This is a genomic window from Streptomyces sp. NRRL S-1813 (assembly GCF_000719605.1).
GTDB lineage: Bacteria > Actinomycetota > Actinomycetes > Streptomycetales > Streptomycetaceae > Streptomyces > Streptomyces decoyicus.
The window spans coordinates 34,111-53,458 of sequence record NZ_JOHB01000033.1; the positions used below are offsets into that span (position 1 = coordinate 34,111).

General features: G+C 70.7%; 16 protein-coding genes. 7 read left to right on the plus strand and 9 right to left on the minus strand.

The genetic code is table 11. The features are described 5' to 3' along the window. Positions 1-40: 40 nt before the first annotated feature. From IF67_RS0131945 to IF67_RS0131970, 6 genes are all read right to left on the minus strand, one after another. Positions 41-1,423 (minus strand): aldehyde dehydrogenase family protein, encoded by a 1,383-nt coding sequence (locus IF67_RS0131945; protein ID WP_030991614.1) that lies wholly within the window; start codon positions 1,421-1,423, stop codon positions 41-43. Next, positions 1,420-2,424, minus strand: a complete 1,005-nt coding sequence (locus IF67_RS0131950) for a proline racemase family protein (protein WP_030991616.1) — start codon at positions 2,422-2,424, stop codon at positions 1,420-1,422. Before IF67_RS0131950 ends, IF67_RS0131945 begins: the two co-directional genes overlap by 4 nt. A 25-nt stretch (positions 2,425-2,449) precedes the next feature. Beyond that, on the minus strand, positions 2,450-3,358 hold the full coding sequence (locus IF67_RS0131955) for a dihydrodipicolinate synthase family protein (protein WP_030991617.1): 909 nt from the start codon (positions 3,356-3,358) through the stop codon (positions 2,450-2,452). Between the two features lie 86 nt (positions 3,359-3,444). Further along, positions 3,445-4,965 (minus strand): NAD(P)/FAD-dependent oxidoreductase, encoded by a 1,521-nt coding sequence (locus IF67_RS0131960; protein ID WP_030991619.1) that lies wholly within the window; start codon positions 4,963-4,965, stop codon positions 3,445-3,447. Next, positions 4,946-5,260, minus strand: coding sequence for a (2Fe-2S)-binding protein (locus IF67_RS0131965; protein ID WP_030991621.1), 315 nt, complete (start codon positions 5,258-5,260; stop codon positions 4,946-4,948). Before IF67_RS0131965 ends, IF67_RS0131960 begins: the two co-directional genes overlap by 20 nt. 53 nt (positions 5,261-5,313) lie before the next feature. After that, positions 5,314-6,468 (minus strand): NAD(P)/FAD-dependent oxidoreductase, encoded by a 1,155-nt coding sequence (locus tag IF67_RS0131970; protein ID WP_030991622.1) that lies wholly within the window; start codon positions 6,466-6,468, stop codon positions 5,314-5,316. Between the two features lie 300 nt (positions 6,469-6,768). On the opposite strand from IF67_RS0131970, the gene IF67_RS0131975 reads away from it, so the two are divergent. Genes IF67_RS0131975 through IF67_RS0131995 form a run of 5 tightly spaced genes read left to right on the plus strand, consistent with a single transcriptional unit; the run spans position 6,769 to position 12,437 of the window. After that, positions 6,769-8,514, plus strand: a complete 1,746-nt coding sequence (locus IF67_RS0131975; RefSeq protein WP_030991623.1) for an ABC transporter substrate-binding protein — start codon at positions 6,769-6,771, stop codon at positions 8,512-8,514. Between the two features lie 14 nt (positions 8,515-8,528). Continuing rightward, the gene (locus IF67_RS0131980) at positions 8,529-9,473 is read left to right on the plus strand and encodes an ABC transporter permease (protein WP_030991625.1); all 945 of its coding nucleotides are present in this window, start codon (positions 8,529-8,531) and stop codon (positions 9,471-9,473) included. Further along, complete coding sequence (locus tag IF67_RS0131985; RefSeq protein ID WP_030991628.1) at positions 9,470-10,456, plus strand: ABC transporter permease; 987 nt, start codon at positions 9,470-9,472, stop codon at positions 10,454-10,456. Before IF67_RS0131980 ends, IF67_RS0131985 begins: the two co-directional genes overlap by 4 nt. Continuing rightward, a complete protein-coding gene (locus IF67_RS0131990) occupies positions 10,456-11,460 on the plus strand; it encodes an ABC transporter ATP-binding protein (RefSeq protein ID WP_030991630.1) in 1,005 nt (334 codons plus the stop codon). The genes IF67_RS0131985 and IF67_RS0131990 overlap by 1 nt, the downstream gene beginning before the upstream one ends. Beyond that, the gene (locus IF67_RS0131995) at positions 11,457-12,437 is read left to right on the plus strand and encodes an ABC transporter ATP-binding protein (protein ID WP_030991632.1); all 981 of its coding nucleotides are present in this window, start codon (positions 11,457-11,459) and stop codon (positions 12,435-12,437) included. The genes IF67_RS0131990 and IF67_RS0131995 overlap by 4 nt, the downstream gene beginning before the upstream one ends. A gap of 56 nt (positions 12,438-12,493) precedes the next feature. Here the strand turns inward: IF67_RS0131995 and IF67_RS0132000 are convergent, their stop codons facing one another. Beyond that, positions 12,494-13,687 carry a M6 family metalloprotease domain-containing protein gene (locus tag IF67_RS0132000; protein WP_030991633.1) on the minus strand — a complete coding sequence of 398 codons (1,194 nt, stop codon included), beginning with the start codon at positions 13,685-13,687 and terminating at the stop codon, positions 12,494-12,496. 142 nt (positions 13,688-13,829) lie between these two features. Between IF67_RS0132000 and IF67_RS0132005 the strand changes: the two genes are divergently transcribed. Together IF67_RS0132005 and IF67_RS0132010 are read left to right on the plus strand one after the other, a co-directional pair. Beyond that, positions 13,830-14,804 (plus strand): LysR family transcriptional regulator, encoded by a 975-nt coding sequence (locus tag IF67_RS0132005; protein WP_030991635.1) that lies wholly within the window; start codon positions 13,830-13,832, stop codon positions 14,802-14,804. Between the two features lie 375 nt (positions 14,805-15,179). Continuing rightward, positions 15,180-17,153 (plus strand): collagenase, encoded by a 1,974-nt coding sequence (locus IF67_RS0132010; RefSeq protein WP_030991637.1) that lies wholly within the window; start codon positions 15,180-15,182, stop codon positions 17,151-17,153. 985 nt (positions 17,154-18,138) lie between these two features. Here the strand turns inward: IF67_RS0132010 and IF67_RS0132020 are convergent. Both IF67_RS0132020 and IF67_RS0132025 read right to left on the minus strand, forming a co-directional pair. Next, positions 18,139-18,915: an FAD:protein FMN transferase gene (locus IF67_RS0132020; RefSeq protein WP_030991639.1), complete on the minus strand. Its 777-nt coding sequence runs from the start codon at positions 18,913-18,915 to the stop codon at positions 18,139-18,141. Further along, on the minus strand, positions 18,908-19,336 hold the full coding sequence (locus IF67_RS0132025; protein ID WP_030991640.1) for an FMN-binding protein: 429 nt from the start codon (positions 19,334-19,336) through the stop codon (positions 18,908-18,910). Before IF67_RS0132025 ends, IF67_RS0132020 begins: the two co-directional genes overlap by 8 nt. Between the last annotated feature and the right edge of the window lie 12 nt (positions 19,337-19,348).

Below are 19,348 nucleotides of genomic sequence, written 5' to 3' on the forward strand. Positions count from 1 at the left end.
GTGATCCCTTCGGTCCGGCATGGACCACCACTGTACAATGTCACGTTGTCCTGGTGGGCGACAGAGTGTAGGTCCGGCCGGCGGTGTAGAACTCCAGCGCCGCCCTGCCCTGTTCGCGCGGCCCGAGGCTGGATGCCTTGGCGCCGCCGAACGGCAGGTGGAAGTCGACGCCGGTGGACGGTGCGTTGATCCGGATCATTCCGGTGTCGAGCCCGTCGAGTCCGCACAGCGCCGCGTCCAGATCGGCGGTGTGGACCGAGGTGACCAGGCCGTACGGCACGGAATTGGTGAGGCGTACGGCGTGTGCCACGTCGTCGGCGGGCAGCAGGGCCGCGATCGGGCCGAAGACCTCCTCGTACAGGAGGCCATGGCCCGCGGGGACGTTCTCGACCAGCGTCGGGTCCGCGTACCAGCCGGGACCGTCGGGCACGGTGCCGCCGGTCAGCACATCCAGGCCGTGCCAGGCGTCACTGGCCCGGTCGCGGGCGCGTTCGTCGATGAGCGGCCCGCTCACGGTCGCCGCATCGGCCGGGTCCCCGACCGGGATCGCCCGCAGGGCTTCGCAGAGCGCTTCGCGCAGGGAGCCGAGGGCCGCCCCGACCGCGACGACGCGGCTGGTGGCGGTGCACTTCTGGCCCGCGTAGCCGGCGATCGCGGCGGCGATGTGGGCCGCGGCCTGCTCGATGTCGGCGTCCGGGAGGACGATCGCCGCGTTCAGGCCGCCCATCTCGGCCTGGACCGGAATGCCCCGGGCCGTGGCGTCGCGTACCACGGCCCGGCCGACGGCGGTCGAGCCGGTGAAGGAGATGACGTCGGCGGCGGAGACGAGGGCGCCGCCCTCCGGCGCTCCGCCGGGCAGCGCCGTGAACACCCCTTCCGGCAGGACCCGTTGGGCGATCTCTGCCAGGCGCCGCGCACAGGCGGTGGCCTCGGGTGCGGGCTTGAGGACAACCGCGTTGCCGGCCGCGAGCGCCGGGGCGGCCTTCCAGCTCGGAATGGCGAAGGGGAAGTTCCAGGGCGTGATCAGTCCGGCCACGCCGTGCGGGCGGCGTCGGGTGAGCAGCAGGCCGGGGCCCGCTGCGGTCTCGTGGACGGCCCCGACCGGTTCGTACGGGGCCTGGGCGTAGTAGCGCCAGATTGCGGCGGTGCGTGCGACCTCAGCACGGGCTTCGGTGAGGGGTTTGCCCACCTCACGGACGGCGAGCTCGGCCAGCTCGGCACCTGCCGTATCGATGGCGGCGGCAACCGCACCGAGGGCGGTCGAGCGAGCGGCCGCCCCGCCGAGCAGCCATCCGGGCTGGGCGACGCGGGCCCGCTCCACGGCCTCGATCGACGCGAAAGCGCCGGGCGCCGGGATCTGGAGCAGTACGTCGGACGGGTCGGCCGGGTTGTGCGAGGTGATCAGGGAGAGGGTGTCGGTCACAGGAGGAAGCCTCCGGGGAAGGGGTCGGCCGGGTCGAGGAAGTACTGGGCGGTGCCGGTGATCCAGGCGCGTCCGGTGACGGTCGGCACGACGGCGGGCAGCGAGCCGACGGTGGTCTTCTCGATCAGGCGCCCGGTGAAGCGGGTGCCGATGAAGGACTCGTTGAGGAAGTCCTGGCCGAGGGGCAGTTGGCCGCGTGCGTACAGCTGGGCCATCCGGGCCGAGGTGCCCGTGCCGCACGGGGAGCGGTCGAACCAGCCGGGGTGGATGGCCATCGCATGCCGCGAGTGGCGGGCGCCGGAGCCGGGAGCGGCGAGGTAGACGTGTTTGACTCCGGCGATCTCCGGCTGCTCGGGGTGCACGGGCCGCTGGGGCGAGGCGTTGATCGCGTCCATGACGGCGAGCCCGGCGGCCAGCAGGTCGTCCTTGCGCGCACGGTCGAACGGCAGCCCCAGCGCGTCGAGTTCGACGATGGCGTAGAAGTTGCCGCCGAACGCGAGGTCGTAGGTGACCGTGCCGTATCCGGGCACGGTCACCTTGCTGTCCAGCGCGGCGCAGAACGCCGGCACGTTGGTGAGCGTCACCGATTCGGCCGCGCCGTCCGCGACCCGTACATCGACGGTCACCAGCCCCGCCGGAGTGTCGAGCCGGACGGTGGTGACCGGTTCGGTCACCGGCACCATGCCCGTCTCGACCAGGACGGTGGCGACCCCGATCGTGCCGTGCCCGCACATCGGGAGCAGTCCGGAGACCTCGATGTAGAGGACGCCGTGGTCGGCGTCGGGGCGGGTGGGCGGCTGGAGGATGGCGCCGCTCATGGCGGCATGGCCGCGTGGCTCGTACATCAGGAGCGTCCGGAGGTGGTCCATGTGCTCGATGAAGTACGTCCGTCGCTCGGCCATGGTGGCGCCGGGGATGACGCCGACGCCACCGGTGATGACGCGGGTGGGCATGCCCTCGGTGTGTGAGTCGACGGCGTGGAAGACGTGACGGGTACGCACGGGCTTCCTTTCCGTGGGGGTGTGGTCAGCGGTGGCCGTCGGCGACGGCCTTCTCGGTGGCGGCCCGCACGGCCGACTCGGTCTCCGCGGTGAGCGGGGAGCGCGGCGGGCGGGTGGGCCCGCCGCGTCGGCCGACGAGGTCCATGGACAGCTTGATGGCCTGGACGAACTCCGTCTTGGAGTCCCAGCGCAGCAGGGAGTGCAGGGACTTGTAGAGCGGGCGAGCCGTCTCCAGATCGCCCGCGACAGCGGCGTGGTACAGCGTGGCGCAGCCGGCGGGGAAGGCGTTGGGGTATCCGGCGATCCAGCCGACGGCACCGGCGACGGCGAGTTCGAGCAGCACGTCGTCGGCGCCGATCAGCAGATCGAGTTCCGGGGCAAGCTCGGCAATCTCGTACGCCCTGCGGACGTCACCGGTGAACTCCTTGACGGCGACGACGCTGCCGTCCTGGTGCAGCCGGGCCAGCATCGCGGGGGTGAGGTCGACCTTGGTGTCGATGGGGTTGTTGTACGCGACGACCGGCACCCCGGCCCGCGCCACCTCGGCGTAGTGGGCGCGCACGCCCTGCTCGCCGGCCCGGTAGGCGTTCGGAGGCAGCAGGAGCACCGAGCCGCAGCCCTCGTCGGCCGCCTGTTCCGCCCAGCGCCGGGCTTCGCCGCTGCCGTAGGCGGAGACGCCGGGCATGACGCGTGCCCCGTCGCCCGCAGCCTCGACGGCGGTCCGCACCACGCGGGCCCGCTCCTCGCCGGTGAGGGTCTGGTATTCGCCGAGCGAGCCGTTGGGCACCACGCCGTCGCAGCCGTTGTCGAGGAGCCAGCGGACGTGATCGGCGTAGGCGTCGTGGTCGACGGACAGGTCGTCACGCAGGGGCAGGGCGGTGGCGACCATGATGCCGCGCCAGGGGCGGGCGTTGTTCCACGTGGTGGCGGTCATGCCGGTAAACCTCTCTATGGTATGTGACATTTTACTAGCGTCGGTGCCCCGAGGGGCTCGGCCGGAGGTCGGCCGTCACCGCCGGATCATCCGTCGGCGTCGGGGGCGGCGTCGGGCTCGGATGTGGTCTCGGATGGACCTCCGGGCGCGTCGGCGTCGCCCCCGGGCTCGTTGACGACGGGGTCGTCGAGCGCGGCGAGCGCCGAGAGCGGGACGGGTGCGGCGAACGGTCGGCGCTCCGCCAGGGGTTCGACGGCTTGGTCGCGGGCCATGAGGCAGGCCACCGCCGGACCGCACATCCGGCCCTGGCACCAGCCCATACCGGCTCGGGTCAGCAGCTTGACGGTACGTGCGTCGCGCGCTCCGAGGTCCTCGACCGCCTCGCGTATCCGCCCGGCGGTGACCTCCTCACAGCGGCACACATCGGTGTCGTCCGGGAGCCGGCGCGCCCACCCCGGGCCTGGCGCATGGGCCGCGGTCATCACTTCGGCGAAGGCGCGCATCCGGTCCCTGCGCCGCTGGAGTTCCCGGACCCGGCCGGCGTGGGCGGGGCGCCCAAGGAGCCGGGCGGCGGCAGCAACTGCCGCCAACTCCCCTTCTATCCTGGCCAGTTGGGCGCCACCCACTCCCCCGGTCTCACCCGCCGCCCACAGAGAGCGCACCGAGGTCTCCTGGACGCCGTCCAGGGCCAGGGCCCTGGTGCCGTCGGGCAGCGGGCGGGTGGCACAGCCGAGCGCCGTGGCCAGGTCGACCTGGGGGACGAGTCCGTGTCCGACCGCCAGCGCGTCGCAGTCGATCCGCCGTCCCGTGCCCTGTACGGGGCGCCAGTCGCGATCGAGACGCATGACGGTGACGGCCTCCACCCGATCGGTTCCGTGCACCTCGGTGACCGCGCTGCGCAGCCGCACCCGCACCCGGTGCCACAGCAGCGCCGCGCCGTGGACCAGCGCCTCGGCCGCCTTGTGCGGATTGGTGACCAGCGCCCGGGGGTGCCGGGCGTAGCGCAGATAACCGGACGCCTCGACGACGGCCGGCACCCGTGCGCCGGCGGCTGCCAGCGAGGAGGCGACCGCGAGCAGGAGGGGGCCGCTGCCCGCCACAACGACCCGCCGTCCGGGCAGCACCAGGCCGGACTTGAGCATGGCCTGCGCTCCCCCGGCACCCACCACGCCGGGCAACGTCCAACCGGGGAAGGGCAGCTGCCGTTCGTACGCGCCGGTCGCCAGGAGCACCGCGCGGCACCGTACGCGCACGGGGCGCTCGCCGCCGCCGTCGGCCCCGGTGACGGCGTGCACGGACCACACATCGGCGGCCTCGTCGTCCTTGGTCACGCTCCACACGTGGTGCCCGGGAAGATGGCGGACGTCGCTCTGCGCAAGGCGTCGGCGCAGATCGGCGTAGGCGGACCAGTCATGGTGCAGGGCTTCGGGCCGGACGGCTCCCAGGGCGGGTGCCGGCGTGCGGTAGAACTGCCCGCCCGTGTGGGCGGAGGTGTCCAACAAGGCGACGGACAGGCCGAGCTCACCGGCCGTGACGGCGCCGGCGAGGCCGGCGGAGCCCGCCCCGATCACCGCGAGGTCGTACGGTTCAGACGCCGAGAGCGGCACGGCCGTGTCCTTCCTGAGTGGTGATGGCGTCCCCCGGCCGGGCCGGCACCAGGCAGGCCCGGCGGTTGGGCTCTCCGTTGATGGTCGCGAGGCAGTCGTAGCACTGCCCGATGCCGCAGAACGCGCCCCGCCGGCGCCCGCCGTTGCGTGTGGTGCGCCAGGCCAGGATTCCGGCTGCCCACAGGGCAGCGGCGACGGACTGGCCGGGCAGAGCGGTCACCGCGCGCCCGTCGAACGTGATCCGGAACGGCGGACCGGGCTGGGCGCCGACCAGCTCGGCGGGGGTACGGGCCACGGGTGCTCCTCTCATGGCGGGCATGGCAGTGATGGCGGCCGTCGCAGGCACTCTCAGGCTCCTGGAGGGAAGCGTTCCGGCCGGAACGGGGTGATGTCGAGCGGCGGTTCGCCGCCGGTCAGCGATCGTGCGACGGCCAGTCCGGTGGCGGGGGCGAGCCCGACCCCCGCACCTTCGTGGCCGCAGGCGTGCAGCAGGCCGGGGACGCGCGGGTCGGGGCCGATGGCGGGCAGGTGGTCCGGCAGATACGGGCGGAAGCCGAGGTATGTACGCATCGCCCGGACCCCGGCAAGGACCGGGAAGAGTGCGGTGGCCTGGGCCGCCAGGCGTCGCAGCACCTCGACCGACAGCGTGCGATCGTAGCCGACCCGTTCCCGGCTGGCGCCAATCAGGACCGGCCCCGCCGGGGTGCCCTCGACGACCGCCGAACTCTGTAGCGCCGCGGAGCCACTGGCGACATCGGCGACATAGTCGGCCGCGTACACCTTGCGGCGTACCACTCGGGGCAGCGGCTCGGTGACCAGGACGAAGCCCCGGCGGGGCCGTACGGGAAGCGCCACGCCCGCGAGGCGGGCGAGATCGCCGCTCCAGGTCCCGGCGGCGTTCACCACGTGCGGGGCGTGGAGCTCCCCGGCTGCCGTCCGCACTCCCCGGATCTCGCCGCTCCCCCCGGTGAGCAGGCCGGTGACCTCCTCGCCGAGGCGCAGCCGGATCCGTTCGCCGCCCGCGCGCAGCAGATGTGCGGCGGCGAGCGCCGGCATGACCTGCGCGTCCTGGGGGTAGTGGAAACCGCCCGCCAGGCCGGGGGCGAGATGGGGCTCCAGGTCGTGCAGGCGGTCGGGCGGGACCTCGTCCGCCGTGACACCCGCCGCGCGCTGCCCGGCCGCGAAGTCCCGCAGTGCGGCCATTGCGCTCTCGCCGGCGGCGACGACCAGTCCGCCTTTGGCCTCGTACTCGATGTCCGGCGGGAGTTCTTCGGCCAGCTCCCGCCACAACCCGGTGGACAGCAGGGCCAGTTCGAGTTCGGGTCCCGGCTCCTTGTCGGAGACCAGGAGGTTGCCCTCACCGGCCCCCGTCGTACCGCCCGCCACGGGGCCGCGGTCGAGCACGGTGACGCGGAGGCCGGACCGCGCGGCGTAGTAGGCGCAGGCCGCACCGATCACGCCGGCCCCGACAACGATGACGTCTGCGGAGTTCCTCGTGAGCACGTCAGTAATATTTCACATTGCACCGCCTCTGCCAAGGGTCCGCGATCCATTGCGTCGGATCGATTGCCCTTGCTTGCCGATGAGTTCCGCCCCCACTCAGGAACGCGGCGAGTTTCACCGAGACCGGCAGTTCATGACGTGCGGTACGGATTGCGGTGGCCGCGGGGTCGCCCATGACAGCCCCCTCGGGCACGGGTGGGTAACGAAGTCGGTGAGGCCTTGTCAGTGCAATTTCACATTACTATGTTACCGGTCACATTCCAGCCACTGGCTGTCCAACTGCTTCCGGAGTGACCACTCATGGACAAGCGCACCTGCTCAGCTCTGGCCGCCACACTGGTGGCGGCCCTCACCTTCGGCACTGCCGGGTGCTCCGGCGGGCAGAAGGCGGACGGCGCCCGCGGCCGCAAGAACCCGGCAACGGCCAACAGCGGCCGAGCGGTCGGCGGGACGCCCCAGAAGGGCGGCACCCTCACCGTCCTGTCCAACCAGGACTTCACCCACCTCGACCCGGCCCGCAACTGGGTCATGAACGACATGGACTTCGGGACCCGGCTGCTCTACCGCACCCTGGTGTCGTACAAGGCGGCCCCCGGAGCCGCCGGCGGCGAGCTGGCCCCCGACCTCGCCACCGACCTCGGCACGCCCTCCAACGGCGCCAAGACCTGGACCTTCCACCTCAAACCGGGGATCAAGTACGAGGACGGGACGCTGGTCACCGCCCAGGACATCAAGTACAACGTGGAGCGGTCCTTCTCCCCGGACCTGCCCGGCGGCGCCGACTACGCGGCCCGCTACCTCAAGGGTGCCGAGGGCTACCGCGGCCCGGCCAAGGGCGAGCACCTGGATTCCGTCAGGACGCCGAACGACACGACGATCGTCTTCGAACTGCGCAGGCCCTTCGCCGAGTTCCCCAACGCGACGGTGATGCCCACCTTCGCCCCGGTGCCGAAGGCGAAGGACAACGGGCCCCGCTACGACAACCGGCCATTTTCCTCGGGGCCGTACAGGATCGAGACGTATCAGCGCAACAAGAAGCTGATCCTGGTCCGCAACCGTCACTGGGACCCCAAGACCGACGAGATACGCAAGGCTTACCCGGACAAGCTGGTCATGGTGATGGGGCTCAAGCCCAACCAGATCGACGACCGGATGATCGCCGACCAGGGCGCGGACGCCTCCGCCGTCCCGTGGTACGCGCTGCGGCCGGAGAGCGCGGCCAAGGTCCTGCCCAGGGCCGACGTGCGCGAGCGGCTGCTGGCCGAGTCGACCAACTGCACCGACATGGTGCAGATGCACACCGGGCGGGCCCCCTTCAACAAGGTGAAGGTCCGTCAGGCCGTGCAGTACGCCCTCGACAAAGAGGCCGTGATCACTTCCTCCGGCGGCCCCGCCTTCAATGACGTGTCCCACGCCTACATGCCCGCAGCCCTTTTCGGCGGCAAGCAGCCGGACACCTTGAAGATCCCCGCCACCGGCGATGCGGACCGGGCCAAGCAGTTGCTGAAGGAGGCCGGGAAGCCGAACGGCTTCACCACCAAGATGACGGTCTCCAACGGGGACAAGGGGCGGGCCGAGGCGATCCAGCAGTCGCTCGCCAAGGCCGGTGTCAAGGTCACCATCGAAACGGTCGACCCGTCCGCGTTCTACGCCACCATCGGCGACACCGCCAACCGCACCGACATGGTGTACACCGGCTGGTGCCCGGACTACCCGTCCGGCTCCACCTTCCTTCCCTTCCTCTTCGACGGCCGCTACATCAAGGAGAAGGGCAACACGGGCAACCACTCCCTCTTCCGCGACCAGCCGACCATGAACCGGATGGACGAGATCGCCGCGATGACCGACGTCAAGAAGGCGAACGCGGCCTGGCGGGAACTGGACGGCACGATCGTCGCCAAGGCCCCGGCGGTACCGGTCCTGGTGCGCCGCTGGCCACTGGTGGTGGGGACCAACATCGCGGGCGCGTACGGGCAGACCTCCTTCGGCGGCCAGCTCGACTACGCCTCGGTCGGCCTCAAGGACCCCGCCAAGAGCGAGGGCTGAGGAGAGTACCCACCATGGCCTCCACCTCCATGTCCACACCGGCCGTCAAAACCCCTCCGGCGAGCAGCGGCCCCTGGCAGCTCGCCCGCCAGCACCTGCGCCGACGCACCGCCGTGAAGATCTCCCTCGTCGTGATCGTGCTCTTCGCGATCACGGCGGCGGCCGCCCCGCTGCTTGGCACACTGGGCGGCTGGTCACCCGAGGAGTTCGACAAGACCGCCGTCGACCCCTACCTGGGCGGGCAGCCGATCGGCCCGCTCGGCGGGGTTTCCGCCGACCACTGGCTCGGGGTCGAACCCGTCACCGGCCGAGACCTGTTCGCCCGGGTCGTGCACGGCGCGCAGGTCTCGCTGTTCATCGCCTTCGCCGCCACCGCGATCGTCGTCGTCGCCGGTACGGCGTCCGGGGTCGCGGCCGGCTACTTCGGCGGTCGCACCGACGCGGTGCTCTCCCGGCTGATGGACCTCATCATGTCCTTCCCGTCCCTCATCTTCATGATCGCGATGATGTCGGTGGCCCGGGACGTCAACCGGATCGTGCTGATGACCGCCGTGATCGGGCTCTTCGGCTGGCCCGGCATCGCCCGCGTGGTACGCGGCCAGACGCTCTCGCTCAAGCATCGCGAGTATGTCGACGCCGCCCGTGTCGGCGGGGCCGGCCCCTGGCGGGTGCTCACCCGCGACATCCTCCCGGGCGTCGCCGGGCCCGTCATCGCCTACACCACCCTGATCATCCCCGGGATGATCGCCACCGAGGCGGCCCTGAGCTATCTGGGCGTGGGCGTTCGCCCGCCCACCCCCTCCTGGGGCCAGATGATCGCCGAGAGCGTCGCCTTCTACGACACCGACCCCATGTACTTCGTCATCCCCAGCGCCTGCCTCTTCCTCACCGTGCTTGCGTTCACGCTGCTCGGCGACGCGCTGCGGGACGTCCTGGACCCGAGGGGAAGCCGCACATGACCCGCTACCTCGGGCGCCGGATACTCGGCGTCATCGGCGTCCTGATCGCCATCGCCGCCATCACCTTCACCATCTTCTACGTCCTGCCGTCCGACCCGGCGGCCGCGGCCTGTGGCAAGTCGTGCAGTACCGAGCGGCTGACGGCGATCCGTGAGCACATGGGCCTCGACCAGCCCCTGTGGCGGCAGTTCGCCGACTTCGTCACCGGCATCTTCACCGGCCGCACCATGGGCACGGGCCAGTACGAGCTGCACTGCCGCTTCCCGTGCCTGGGCTACTCCTACGAGAACAGCGAAGCGGTCTGGGACCTGCTGATGGACCGTCTTCCGGTCTCCGCCTCGCTGGCCTTCGGCGCCGCGGTGATCTGGCTGGTCCTCGGGCTGTCCGCGGGGGTCGCCGCGGCCCTGCGCAAGGACACCCTCACCGACCGCGCCCTCATGGTCGGCGCGGTGGCCGCCGCTTCGCTGCCGGTCTACTTCACCTCGATGCTGCTGATCTACGGGGTGATCCGGACCGCGGGCCTGCTGCCCTACCCGCAGTACGTGCCGTTCGGCGACAACCCGCTCGACTGGGCGTCGAACCTGCTGCTGCCCTGGCTGGCGCTGGCCGTCCTGTACGCGGCGATGTACGCACGGCAGAGCCGCAGTTCGATGATCGAGACGATGGCGGAGCCGTACATCCGCACCGCCCGTGCCAAGGGCCTGCCGCGCCGGACGGTCGTGGTCAAACACGGGCTGAGGGCCGGTATGACCCCGGTCCTGACCATCTTCGGCATGGATCTGGGCGGACTGCTGGCCGGCGCGGTGATCACCGAGTCCATCTTCGGGCTCCCCGGCATCGGGCGGCTCTTCTACGGAGCGCTCTCCAGCGGCGACCAGCCGGTGATCCTCGGAGTGACGCTGCTGGCCGCCACCTTCATCGTCGTCGCCAACCTGGCCGTCGACCTGCTCTACGCCGTCGTCGATCCCCGAGTGAGGTATTGATGAGCGCTCGCGAACCCGTGCTCTCGGTGAGGGAGTTGACGGTCACCTTCCCCACCCCGCGCGGTCCGGTACGGGCCGTGGACGGCCTCGGCTTCGAGGTGCACCGGGGACGAACCCTTGGCATCGTCGGCGAGTCCGGCTCCGGCAAGTCCGTCACCTCCCTGGCGGTGATGGGGCTGCACACCGGCGCTTCGGTCACCGGCTCCATCACCCTGGGCGGCCGGGAGCTGACGGGCCTGCCGGAACGCGACCTGAACCGGCTGCGCGGCCGGAAGATGGCGATGATCTTCCAGGACCCGCTCTCCAGTCTCCACCCGTACTACACCGTGGGCGAACAGATAGCCGAGCACCACCGCGTGCACTTCGGCAGCGGCAGAAGGGCCGCCCGCGAGCGGGCCGTGGAAGCGCTGGGCGAGGTCGGTATCCCCGAACCGCGGCGCCGGGCGCGGGAGTACCCGCATCAGTTCTCCGGCGGAATGCGCCAGCGTGTGATGATCGCGATGGCCCTGGCCTGCGAACCCGAGCTGCTCATCGCGGACGAGCCGACCACCGCCCTGGACGTCACCGTCCAGGCGCAGATCCTGGAGCTCATCGCCCGGCTCCAGGAGGAGCGGGGACTGGCCGTCATCATGATCACGCACGATCTGGGAGTGGTCGCCCGGGTCGCCCACGACGTTCTGGTGATGTACGGGGGAAGGAGCGTCGAACGGGCCCCTGTGGACACCCTGTTCGCGGAACCGGCCCACCCCTACACCCGCGCCCTCCTCGACTCCCTCCCCCGTCTCGACGACAGCGACGAGGAACCGCTGCGGGTGATCCCCGGCAGCCCGCCGTCCCTGCTCACCCCGGCCCCCGGCTGCGCGTTCGCGCCCCGCTGCCCCCGGCCGGCCGACGCCCCCGCCGAGGAGCGCTCCCGATGCGAGAGCGAACTCCCCCTCCTCGACGGCCCGACCGGGCATCCGGCCGCCTGTCACTTCCCCGCGTACGGAGGCATGGCTCCATGACCACCACGACCACCGAACCCTTGTTGTCCGTAAAGAACTTGACGGTGAGGTTCCCCGGGAGGAAGCGGTCCGCGCCGGTCCGGGCCGTCGACGGCATCACCTTCCACGTGGCGGAGGGTGAGACACTGGGCCTTGTCGGCGAGTCCGGCTGTGGCAAGTCCACCACCGGACGCTCGATCGTCCGGCTCCTGGAACCCACCGCCGGCTCCGTCACGTACGACGGACGTGACATCAGCCATCTGTCGCAGCGGGTACTCAAGCCGCTCCGCAAGGACCTGCAAATGGTCTTCCAGGACCCGCACTCCTCGCTCAATCCGCGCCAGACGGTGGCCCGGATCATCTCCGATCCGCTGCTCGTCCAGGGCAGTTCGGCAGCGGGCGCCCGCAAGCGTGCCGCTGAGCTGATGGAGCTGGTGGGGCTCATCCCCGAGCACATCGACCGCTATCCGCACGAGTTCTCCGGCGGCCAGGCCCAGCGCATCGGTATCGCCCGCGCACTGGCCACCGGCCCCCGCCTCGTCGTAGCCGACGAGCCGGTCTCCGCGCTCGACGTCTCCGTCCAGGCCCAGATCGTCAACCTGATGGAGCGGCTCCAGCGCGAACTCGGCCTGGCCTACCTCTTCATCGCCCACGACCTGTCCGTCGTCAAGCGGGTGTGCGACCGGGTTGCCGTGATGTACCTGGGCCGGATCGTCGAGATCGGAGCGAAGGAACAGGTCTACACCGTCCCGGCACACCCCTACACACGCGCGCTGCTGTCCGCCGTCCCGCTGCCCGACCCGGCCGCCGAACGGGTCCGGGAACGGATCACCCTGCTCGGGGACCCGCCCAGCCCGGCCGCTCCCCCACCCGGCTGCACCTTCCACCCTCGCTGTCCCAAGGCCCAGGAGATCTGCCGCACCGAGGCGCCCTCCCTGCGGAAGGCGGCACCGGGCCCGGCACGGCAGGTGGCGTGCCATTTCCCCGAAACGGCCTGAGCACGGCCATGCCCCGGCTCCCGCCCAGGAACCGGGGCATGGCCATCCGCGTCACGCTACGACTTGGTGATCTGCACGGTCTCGCCGTTCCCGTCGGCGCTCAGCACCTCGATCCGGACGCCCGCGGCGGAGTCGGTGAACGTCTCACCGGCCCAGAACGGGCCGTCGTCCAGGGGGCGACAGCCCGACGCCGGGGTGGCACTCGGCTTGGCGTCCATGACCCGGATCGGCCCTTCACCGGACTTCACGGAGGAGTCGACCTTGTAGACCAGCGCACCGGTGGCACAGAGGCCGGTATCCGCCTGGACGGCCCGCCGCGATTCGACGACGTACGCGGTGGAGGGGCCGGTGGGTATCACCGCCATCTTGGTGCCGGACCCGTACTCGACGGCGGTGAGGTGCACGGTATCGCTGCCCGCCGAGGCCCGGCACACGACCTGGCTGTCATCGGTCCAGCCCAGCTTCCAGGAGTGCCAGGCGAAGTACTGCGGCCCGGCCCCGCCTATCAGACCCATCACGTCCCATCCGCCCACGAAGCGGTGGTCGTCGTCGCCCTTGTCGAAGGCGTACAGATCGGGCAGCCCGAAGGTATGACCGGTCTCGTGGGCCACCAGCTTCTTCCCCCAGTGCCACATGTCCTGGCCGAAGGTGACCGCCCACTTGACCCGCCTGCCATCGGCGACGACGCCCGCCGTTCCCGGCTCGTACACATAGGTGGGGGTGTAGGAGACCGCCGACGCGTTCTTCGTCGGTACGACGTAGACCATGTCGTACCGGGAGAAGTCCACGTCCGGATCGGCCGCCGCGACCGCGTCCTTGATGTACGCCTCGTGCTGCTCGTGCGTCATCCCACGCTCGTATCCGTAATCGGTGGAGTTGTGCGGCATCCTCGCCCAGCGCCGGTGCTGAGTGATGTCCAGCCATGCCTTGCCGTACGAGGCGTTCCACAGCCAGTCCGCACCGGGCGTGACCTGTGCGGCGTCGTCGGCCGGGGACTCGGCGGCAGGGGCAGGGGCATCCGGGAAGTCCACAAAGACCATGGCTGCCTTGATTGTTCCCGCCGGGCGCTGGAACACGGAGAGGTCCGTGTCGTGCCCTTCGTCCGTCCAGCCGGTGGTGCCGCGCAGCGCACAGTCCGACGCGCTGTCGGCGGCCGGGGTGCCGAGGGCAGCCGGGGTGCTGAGGAGGAACGAAAGCGGGAGCAGGGCGGCGAGCAACACCAACAGAAACGCCGACCGTGTGCCTGGCACCCACCGTGTACCCGGCAAGAGATGTGGCCGTCTCACGTCATCACTACCTCTCCATAAATGCCCATCGCGTGTGTCATGTCACATAAGACTGCGGACGCACGCCCCTGTCCGAAAGCTGTCGTCAGTCCATAACATCCGCGCCATGGACCTGGAGATACGGCATCTGCGGGTGGTGTGCGCGATCGCCGAGGCGGGGAGCCTCACCCGCGCCGCCGCCTCGCTCCGTATGACGCAACCAGGACTCAGCGCCCAGCTGCGCCGTATCGAGGCGGCACTGGGCGGGCCCCTGTTCGACCGGCGACAGTCCGGCACCGTCCCCACGCCCTTCGGCGAGTTGGTCATCGGACGGGCCCGCGCCATACTGCCGGGCATCGACGGACTGCTCGTCGACACGGCCCGCGCCGCCCGCCGTATGACAGCCGCGGACCGGATCCGCGTCGGCTCGGTCGGCGCCCCGCTTCTGGGGCACCTCCTCCTGGCCGTCCGAGCGCTGCTGCCCGAGGCCGACCTGACCTGCCGCTGCCAGTACTCCCCCGTCGCTCTGCTCGACGACCTCGCCGCGCGCCGCCTGGAAGCGGCGGTACTCGGCGACCACCCCGACCAGGAGCTGCCGCAGCTTGCGGGCGTGGCACTCCACACGGTCGTCAGCGAACCGGTCTTCGCCCTCCTGCCGGCGGCCCACCCGCTCGCCACGCGGGACGAGGTCCCGTTGGCCGAACTCCTGGAGGAGGACTGGGCGGTCCCCCGTCCCGACAGCGACCGGACTCCCGAGTACTGGGCTTCCGTCTGCACCTCGACCGGCCGCGCTCCCTTCGCCCCCTATGAAGCGGAGGGGCGGCAGCTGATCGAGATCGTGCGGGCGGGCCTGGCCGTCAGCCTCTGCCAGGCCACGTTCATCGAGGTACCCGGCGTCTCGGTCCGCCCCCTGGCCGAAAACCCCCTGTGGTACCGGCACATTCTGGCCTGGCACCACGACGGCCCGCTCGCACCGTACGGCACCGAAATCCTGCGCCGAGTCGCCGACGGCTATCTGGCCACCTGCAGTGACAGCGCGGTGTACGCGCGCTGGCGGGAACTGAACCCGCACGCGGCCCGACCGGTGACGGTCGCGCCCTGACCTACCGGGCCGGCGGACGGCGGCGCCGCTCGGGCGGCGGTCCCCGCTACGGAGGGGCTCCCCGGAGAGCACCGGCTTCACGGCAAGTCCCGAAGAGCCACCATGTCAAGGCCGTTGACGGGCCGGCCTCTCCATCGAAACCAGCGCCGCGGCGCTCACCGAAGCCCGGCGAGACGCACCGGAGGGACGAAAAGGGGGCTGGTTCTGTTACTTGCCACCCTCTTCTCACTAACACGTGAACTGTGACATTGTACGGTCACACTTTTCGCGGGCCTGACAGCTCCGAGAGTGTTCAACTCCCGTTGCCAGCAAGGTCCGCACCCCCACACTGCCGTGCCCCTCGCGCGGCTGCCGACCGGCCTGGAGGCCATCGCTATGCGTAGACCCCCCACAGCGAAGAAACTCGCCCAACTGCTGATATCCGCCGTGGCCGCCGCCGGCCTGGGGCTGACCATGCTCGCCCCCAACGGCGAGGCGGCACCGGCCGGCGCCGGGGGACCCAAGCCCGCACCGAGGTCGGCCCCCGCCCCACAGCCCGCCTCCGCCACCGTGCTCGCCGCCGATCTCGCACCCGGACACGCCGCCGCCCCCTCGCGATCGGCCACGAAGCCCTCAAACCCCGCGCTGCGCCCTCCGCTCCCCGCGGCCCAGAACGCCGCAGAACGCAAGAAAGCCCGCTCCGCGGCGAAGGCCGTGGCGGACTGTAACGTCAGCGACTTCACGTCGAAGACCGGCACCGAACTGGTCGAGCAGATCAAGCAGTCGGAAACCACCTGCATCAACACGCTGTTCAACGTGTCCGGTGAGGACTCCAAGGCCCTCTTCCGTGAGGAACAGATGGTCACGGTGGCGAACGCGTTCAAGGATGTCGCGGCCAACTACCCTGGGGACAACAGCACTTCCGCAGCCCAGGTGGTGCTGTACCTGCGCGCCGGCTACTACATCCAGTACAACCAGCCGGAGAACGTCGGCGAATACGGCCCGGCGCTGAAGAGCGCCATTCAGGGCGCCCTGGACGGCTTCTTCGGCTCGTCCCACGCCTTCGACGTCACCGAGGCCAACGGAGAGGCCCTGGCCGAGACGGTCACCCTGATCGACAGCTCCGGAGAGAACGCCCGGTACCTCAACGTGGTCAAGCGTCTCGAGAAGGACTACAACTCGTCGTACGACCAGTTCTACGGGATGCTCGCGGCGGTCAACAACACCTACACCGTGCTGTTCCGCGGCCACCAGCTGCCGGAATTCGTGGAAGCCGTGAAGGCCGACCCGAGCGTCCTCACCGGACTGCGTGACTTCGCCGTCGCCCACGACGATCTGCTCGGCACCGACAAGTCCTACCTGGCCAGCAACGCCGGACGTGAACTCAGCCGCTTCCTACAGCACGCCGAACTCAAGGACACCGTCAAGCCGTTGGTCAAGGAGCTGCTCGGCCGCAGCGAGGTCACTGGGCGCACCGCCCCGCTCTGGGTCGGCCTGGCCGAGATGACGGATGAGTTCGACAAGGCGAACTGCGCCGAGTACGACACCTGTGACCTGAAGAACCGCGTGCGCGACGCGGTGCTGACGATCAAGCACGAATGCGGTCCGAGCGCGAAGATCCTCGCGCAGGAGCTGACCGCGTCCGAACTCTCGGCCACGTGCGACAGCATCCTCAAGCAGGACCCGGTCTTCCACGGCATCGTCAAGGACAACGGCCCGGTCAAGGACGACAAGAACACCAACATCGAGATCGTCGCCTTCAACTCCAGCACCGACTACAAGACCTACGCCGGCGTCGTCTTCGGTATCGACACCAACAACGGCGGCATGTACCTGGAGGGCGACCCGGCCGCTGAGGGCAACCAGCCGCGCTTCATCGCCTACGAGCAGCCGGCCCAGGACGGCGCCTTCCAGATCTGGAACCTCAACCACGAGTACACCCACTACCTCGACGGTCGCTTCGACATGCACGGCGACTTCGCAGCCGGGCAGACCACTCCGACCGTGATGTGGGTCGAGGGCTTCGCCGAGTACGTCTCCTACTCGTACCGCGGCATCACCTACGACCGGGCGATCGAGGAGGCGGGCAAGGGCACGTACCAGCTGAGCCAGCTCTTCGAGACCACCTACGACAACGCCGACACCACCCGTATCTACCAGTGGGGCTACCTGGGCGTCCGGTACATGCTCCAGTCACACCCCGAGGATGTGGCCACCCTGCTCGGCCACTACCGCGCAGGCGAGTACGACGCCGCCCACAGCCTGCTCCGCGACACCATCGGCACCAGGTACGACGCCGACTTCACCGACTGGCTGAGCAAGTGCGCCGGCGGTGACTGCGGCCAACTGCCGGCCCGGAGCGCACGGTGACCGAGACCTCGGTCACCGGCAAGAAATGAGCCAAGAGAACACCGAGCCATGAGAACCCGGTGTCCCGCGCACCGTGCGCGCGGGACACCGGCTTCTCGACTGTCCAGCTCGTGTATCGCCCGCTCCCCAGCCGCGGGCACCGTGCACTGAGCTACCTTTGGGCGACCGGCCGCTTGCCCCCGCCGATTCTCCCCATGCGCACACCAGCCGCGGACCCCGCTGAGCAGAACTCCGGCTACCGGATCGTCACCCGGCACGCCCCCGACGGAACGCCCACCGCCACTGTCACCTTCGCGCTCCTCGACGGCCAGGGAGTCGTGCGGGGCCGCCCGGAGGGGCTGGACCCGTACAAGGACAGCCCGGTCACCGGCTTCTGCTTCACCGTGGTGGCCGACCCACACCGCGCCCGAGCCTTCCACCTCAACCGCTACGGCCTGTACGCGTGGAACGCCGACGGCCGCCTGCGATCCCTCATGTCCACCGAGGACAAGCCGTTCAAGGCCCTCACACACTTCGCCCTGCTGGACTGCACGCCCGGCGGCGAACTTCTCCTCGCCCACCGCAAGCAGCACCTGCGGCTCCGCGTGCCGGTGCCGGAGGAACTCGACGGCCTGGCGGCCGCGGCGGAGGCCGCCGTGGCGGGCTACGGGACTAGGCGTACCGCGCTGAAGAGGCAGTACAACCCGGTGAACTGGCACTGGGTGGGTAATCCGCACAGGTATACCACCGCTGAGACGCGCCCCCGGACTTGGCGCCATGGCCGGGGCCCTGCGACGAGCGGCACCAGGCCGGCCCGCTTGTCCCAGCCGGCCTGCCCAATCGCCACCCGCGTGGACGAGCTGCGCGGTCCCACTGGCGCCCACCGCCGAAGAGGGCGGCTTCCTGTACGAACGCCGGGTAGACGTGCGTCACGTGCGGATCGCCGGATGGCACGGGATGGCCCACTGGATCAAGGCGGTGATCAGCCTGGTCGGGGTGTGCGGGTTCATCGTCCTGCTGGACACCGCCCGTACGCGGCGAAGCCGGGTGTCCACCACGCCTGTCCGTCCGCGGTGACCGCGAAGGCCTCGATCCCGTCCAGCGACCGCAGCCACTCACGAGAGGCGTCACCCATGGCGAAGGCGGCCGTGGCGAGCGTGTCCACCTCGGTGAGGTGGCGGCCGACCAGCGTGATCGACGCAAGATCCGTCGCCGGCCGGCCGGTGTGCGGGTCGAGGATGTGCGGGCCGCGCTCGGCGGTGCCGGACGTCGCGACGGCCAGGTCCCGGCCGGTGACCACAGTGGTGAGGTCACCGGGAGACAGCGGGTGGGCGACGCCTATCTGCCAGGGCCGGCCGGGCGCGGCCTCGCCCCGGGTCTGGATGTCACCGCCGCCGTTGATGCTGTGATGACGGGCGCCCGCGTCGTACAGCAGCTGCGAGGCACGCTCGACCGCCCAGCCCTTGACCACGGCCGACGGGTCGAGGCGGCCACGGGGGGTGGCGGAGAACCATCCGTTGCTGGATCGCGCGGCGGCCCGGCTCAGCTCAAGGACCTCTGCCACCTCGGGGTCGCACTGTTGCTCCGTCAGCTCGCCGCGGCCCAGGCGGCTGATCTGGCTGCCGGCGCGGTAGGTCGAGAAGACCTCGTCCACTCGGTGCAGCCAGGCCACGGCGTCGGCCAGTGCCCGGGTGACCGCGCGGGTCGGTGCGCCGCGGATGTCGAAGGAGAACACGGTGCCCATGGCGTGCTCGGCATGGCGCACCGCGCCGGGCTCAGTCATGGGCACGGTCCAGTGCGCTCTGCAGCGAGGAGATATAGCCCTGACTGGTGAACGTCGCACCGGAGACGGCGTCGATCTTCGCGCGCTGCGCGGCCAGCGCCTCCTGCGTGAGCCGGGGTACGGCATCGGCGCTGGCGCCCTCGTCATGCTCACCCTTGAGCACGGCGATCGTGGTGAGCCTGCCCTTGACCAGGGTGACCCGCACCTGCACCGGGCCGCGCGCGGTGTCGACGGTGTCCCCGGTGAAGGTCCCCGATGTCCGGTCGTGCTCCGGGGTGGACGGGGCGCCGCTCGGTGACGCGCTGGGGGCGGGCCCGGCCGGCGGGGCGGCTGCGGCCGCCGGAGTCTGGTGCGGCTTCAGGGCCAGCATCAGGAAGAGACCTGCGACGGTGGCGGTGGTGGCGGCAACGGCTCGCTTCATGGTGCGGTCTCC